Origin of the sequence: Streptomyces sp. NPDC059900 (assembly GCF_050270335.1) — a bacterium.
Classification (GTDB): domain Bacteria; phylum Actinomycetota; class Actinomycetes; order Streptomycetales; family Streptomycetaceae; genus Streptomyces.
The window spans coordinates 1-3,721 of the sequence record NZ_JBNNJZ010000716.1 but is presented as its reverse complement, the minus strand read 5'-3'; the positions used below and the strand labels follow the sequence as shown (position 1 = coordinate 3,721).

General features: G+C 70.3%; 6 protein-coding genes. 4 read left to right on the top strand and 2 right to left on the bottom strand.

Annotated elements, in window-relative coordinates; translation table 11 throughout:
• Positions 1-824 (top strand): enoyl-CoA hydratase (locus tag ACQKIP_RS42615; protein ID WP_427745474.1); only part of this gene is annotated, 824 nt, incomplete at its 5' end.
• A gap of 203 nt (positions 825-1,027) precedes the next feature.
• A complete protein-coding gene (locus ACQKIP_RS42610; protein WP_365856621.1) occupies positions 1,028-1,906 on the top strand; it encodes a carbon-nitrogen hydrolase family protein in 879 nt (292 codons plus the stop codon).
• 15 nt (positions 1,907-1,921) lie between these two features.
• On the opposite strand, the gene ACQKIP_RS42605 is transcribed toward ACQKIP_RS42610, so the two are convergent.
• On the bottom strand, positions 1,922-2,557 hold the full coding sequence (locus ACQKIP_RS42605; protein ID WP_365856623.1) for an HAD family hydrolase: 636 nt from the start codon (positions 2,555-2,557) through the stop codon (positions 1,922-1,924).
• An 86-nt stretch (positions 2,558-2,643) separates the two neighbouring features.
• On the opposite strand from ACQKIP_RS42605, the gene ACQKIP_RS42600 reads away from it, so the two are divergent.
• Positions 2,644-2,916 (top strand): DUF3253 domain-containing protein, encoded by a 273-nt coding sequence (locus ACQKIP_RS42600; protein WP_365856625.1) that lies wholly within the window; start codon positions 2,644-2,646, stop codon positions 2,914-2,916.
• Positions 2,917-2,951: 35 nt separating this feature from the next.
• Here the strand turns inward: ACQKIP_RS42600 and ACQKIP_RS42595 are convergent, their stop codons facing one another.
• Entirely contained in the window at positions 2,952-3,353 is a 402-nt protein-coding gene (locus ACQKIP_RS42595; protein ID WP_365856627.1) for a YrdB family protein, read from the bottom strand.
• A gap of 139 nt (positions 3,354-3,492) precedes the next feature.
• On the opposite strand from ACQKIP_RS42595, the gene ACQKIP_RS42590 reads away from it, so the two are divergent.
• On the top strand, positions 3,493-3,721 hold a 229-nt coding region (locus ACQKIP_RS42590), incomplete at its 3' end, for a DUF1838 family protein (protein ID WP_427745473.1).

The window sequence follows — 3,721 nt, the reverse complement described above, 5'->3', positions numbered from 1 at the left end:
AGTCAGGACCCGGCTGCCGGGTCCGTCGACGCCGCGCAGTGCGCCACCCCCGGCGGCACCGTATGAGCGGCCTGGTGCGGGTGGAGCGAGAGCAGGGCACCGCCACTCTCACGCTCGACGACCCGGACCGTCGCAACATCCTGTCCGGCCCACTCGTCGGCGAACTCCTCGCCGCTTTTGACGAGTTGGAGGCTGATGCGACCGTCGCTTCGGTCGTCCTCACCGGGGCGGGCACGGCCTTCTGCGCCGGAGCCGACCTCACGGACCTCACGGCGGCAGCCGAGGGCGACTCGGCGGGCGTCGAGACCGTCTACGAGGCATTCCTCCGCGTGGCCCGCTCACCGCTGCCCACCATCGCCGCCGTCAACGGTCCCGCGGTCGGCGCAGGCCTCAACCTCGCGCTGGCCTGCGACGTACGGGTGGCCGCCCAATCGGCCTGGTTCGACACCCGCTTCCTCAAGCTCGGCCTGCACCCGGGCGGCGGCCACACCTGGATGCTGCACCGCCTGGTCGGCCCGCAGACAGCCGCCGCCATGGTGCTCTTCGGCGAACGCCTGGACGGCGCCGCGGCCGCCACCGCCGGCCTCGCCCTCCGGTGCGTCCCCGACGCGGACCTGCTCCCGGCGGCCCACACTCTTGCCGCCAGAGCAGGCGCGGTCGACCCTGAACTCCTGCGCCGCACCAAACAATCGCTGCGGCGCGCGGGCGACGGACGGGGCCACGACCAAGTCGTGGAAGAGGAGACGCGGGAGCAACTGTGGTCACTTGCCCTGCCCGGCACCGCGAAACGCCTGAGCGACCTCCGGAAGAAGCCCGGGACGTGACGTCCGTCAGGGGCTCTGCGACCGGAGCCGCCGCAATCCGTGGCGCATGTTCAAGAGAGCTGACCCATCAGTCCGGGACGTTGCGCCCCCACAGGATTTCCCTGTGGCTGCCACTGGGAGAGGGGATCTTGTCCCACTGAAGACTCGCTGATTGGCTCGTCGGCAACCCCGGACACCACCCTGCGCGGAAGGCTGCCTCTGCCATGACGATGACGCCCTTGCCGATCGGCTTGGTTCAGGCGGCCGCGCACCATCACGCCGCCGGGGACCTGGACGGGTTCGCCGCGGACGTGCGCCGTGTCATCGGGGCGCACCCCGAAGTCCGGCTGCTCGCGTATCCGGAGCTGCACCTGTGCGGTCACAAGCCCGGCGAGGACCCGCAGACGGTCATGACCGCGGCGGCCCAACCGCTGGACGGACCGCGCGGCAGCCGCCTGGCGTCCCTCGCGCGTGAACTGGGCATCTGGCTCGTCCCCGGCACCGTCTACGAGCAGGGCCCCGACGGCCGGATCTACAACACGGCCCCCGTCTACTCGCCTGCGGGCGAACGGGTCGCCGGGTACCGCAAGATCTTCCCGTGGCGGCCCTATGAGACCACGGCGTCCGGCGGCAGCTTCGTCGTCTTCGACATGGAGGACCACGGACGTGTCGGGCTGACGATCTGCTACGACGCCTGGTTCCCGGAAGTCACCCGCCACCTGGCATGGCAGGGCGCCGACCTCGTCCTGAACCTGGTGCGCACGCCCACCGTCGACCGCGCCCAGGAAGTCGTGCTCGCACAGGCCAACGCGATCGTGAACCAGGTGTTCATGGCCAGCCTTAACGCGGCCTCCCCGGACGGCGTCGGGCGCAGCATCGTCGTAGACCCCGAGGGACAGGTGCGTGCCGAGGCCGGGCCAGGCCCGGAGGAGGTCGTGACGGATGTGCTCGACCTTGCGGAGGCCCGCCGGGTGCGCCTGCGGGGGACGGCCGGCCTGACCCGGGTCTGGGACCCGTTCACGGATGACCAGCCGCCGCTCGAACTCCCCTTGTACGCAGGCCGGATCACCCCCGAGCGCTGGCGCCGCGGCGTCCGTCCGTGAGTCGGCCGGGCTGATTCACGGACGGGCCCGGCCGGGCGTCACGGGCTCGGCGGCCAGGTGCGCCGCGATGCGCGTGATGGTCCTGGCGTTGTCCTCGAAGAGATGCGACTGCATGCCCGACTCCTCGGCCGCCTCGACGTTGACCGCGACATCGTCGATGAACAGGCAGTTCTCGGGTTGTACGGCCAAGCTCGCGCATGCGGCCCCGAAGGCACGCGGGTCGGGCTTCTCGACACCGATCTCGTGCGAGTAGACGATGTGCTCGACCAGTTCGTCGAAGTGATACAGCGTCGTCTCCCGCTCCCTGGCGCCGACGAAGCTGTTGCTCAGGATGCCCAGCCTGCAGCTCCCGCGCAGCCCTCGCACGTAAGCGATGAGCTCGTCGTTCGGCGTCCCCAGGTACTCCGCCCAGAGATCAGCCATGAAGGCTTCGACCCCGGGTGTGTCGAGCCCCAGACGGCCCGCCACCTGGTCGTGCACCTCTTGCTCGCCGATGCTGCCGACGCTTCCGGCCCGCCATACGTCGTGCATCCGCGCGTGGACGGTGCCCGGTGACACCCCCAGCTGCGCTTCCCACCGTTGCACCCACCCCGTTTGCGGCGTCATCTCCAGTACGCCGCCGATGTCGAGAATGACGCAGGTCGCGGTCATGCGAACTCCCCTCTTCGTCCTGTACCGGGTCAGCGGACACGGTCGGTCCGGCTGCCTCCTGTGATCGCCGGTGCCACACTGGAGGAGTGACGGACACCGAACGGCAGACGGAACGGCGCTTGGAGCGCGCGATTCTGGAGCTGCTGGAGCGTCGTGACCCGAGCGCGTCGATCTGCCCGTCCGACGCCGCGCGCGAGGCGTACGAGGGGGATGGCGACGGCTGGCGTGAGCTGATGGAACCGGCCCGTCGCGTGGCCGGGCGGCTCGTAACTGCCGGCAAGGTGGAAATCACCCAGTCGGGCCGTCGTGTCGACCCGGCGAAGGCCCGCGGGCCGATCCGCATCCGCCGCGCCCGCTGACGTACGCCGGGCACGGCACGCTGCCGGTGTGGCATTCAGTGAGGGGGCTCAGAGGCCGCAGGGGCGGCACGCCAGGTTTCGGCCGCTGCGGTGTTGAGAACTGTCACCACTGCGACGACCACTGCCGCGACGGAGTGACCCACCGCGTACAGGGCGGCCGCACCACCGCCGAGCACCAGTGCTTTGACCACCAGTACCAACGCGAGCCGCGGCCGCAGTCGTGCCTTGGGCGCGGCGAACAACGCCCAGACCACGATGGCCAGCAGAGGCGTACCCACACCGAGAAGAATCCGCAGGGCGCCCTCATGACCGGCGCCAAATCCCCACCAGCTCAAGAAGCCCAGCGCCGCGAGTTCGAGCAGAAACGCCAGCACCTCGTTGGCCGCAAACCACGGCCGTCCGCTGAACCCGGCCAAACCGTCGGCGTCCCCCGCCATGTGATCCCCCCCCCATGCTCCTGCAGGCCCCAGCATGCCACGGCGGCAACCGTAACGCTGCTGCCACAGGGACTCGTTTCCGGGCCGGTCCGTGGTGTTTCCTTTCCGGCTGGAGCGGGAGTCGCGCAGAGTACTCCTTATGACGACACCTGCTGAGCTGCTCCGCTCCTTCGCCCGCACCCGGGCCTCGCTCGACGGCGAGGAGGTCACGTACTGGTGGTCCGGCGACGTGTACTCCTGGGCCCCCGATGAGCCGTACCAGCGCCTCTTCGGCTTCGAGGGGTTGAACGTGGCCCGCCTGGTCCAGGACACCGAAGCCGGGCCGGACGCCTACCAACTGCTCACCCGCGAGGCCGCCTTCTACCCTG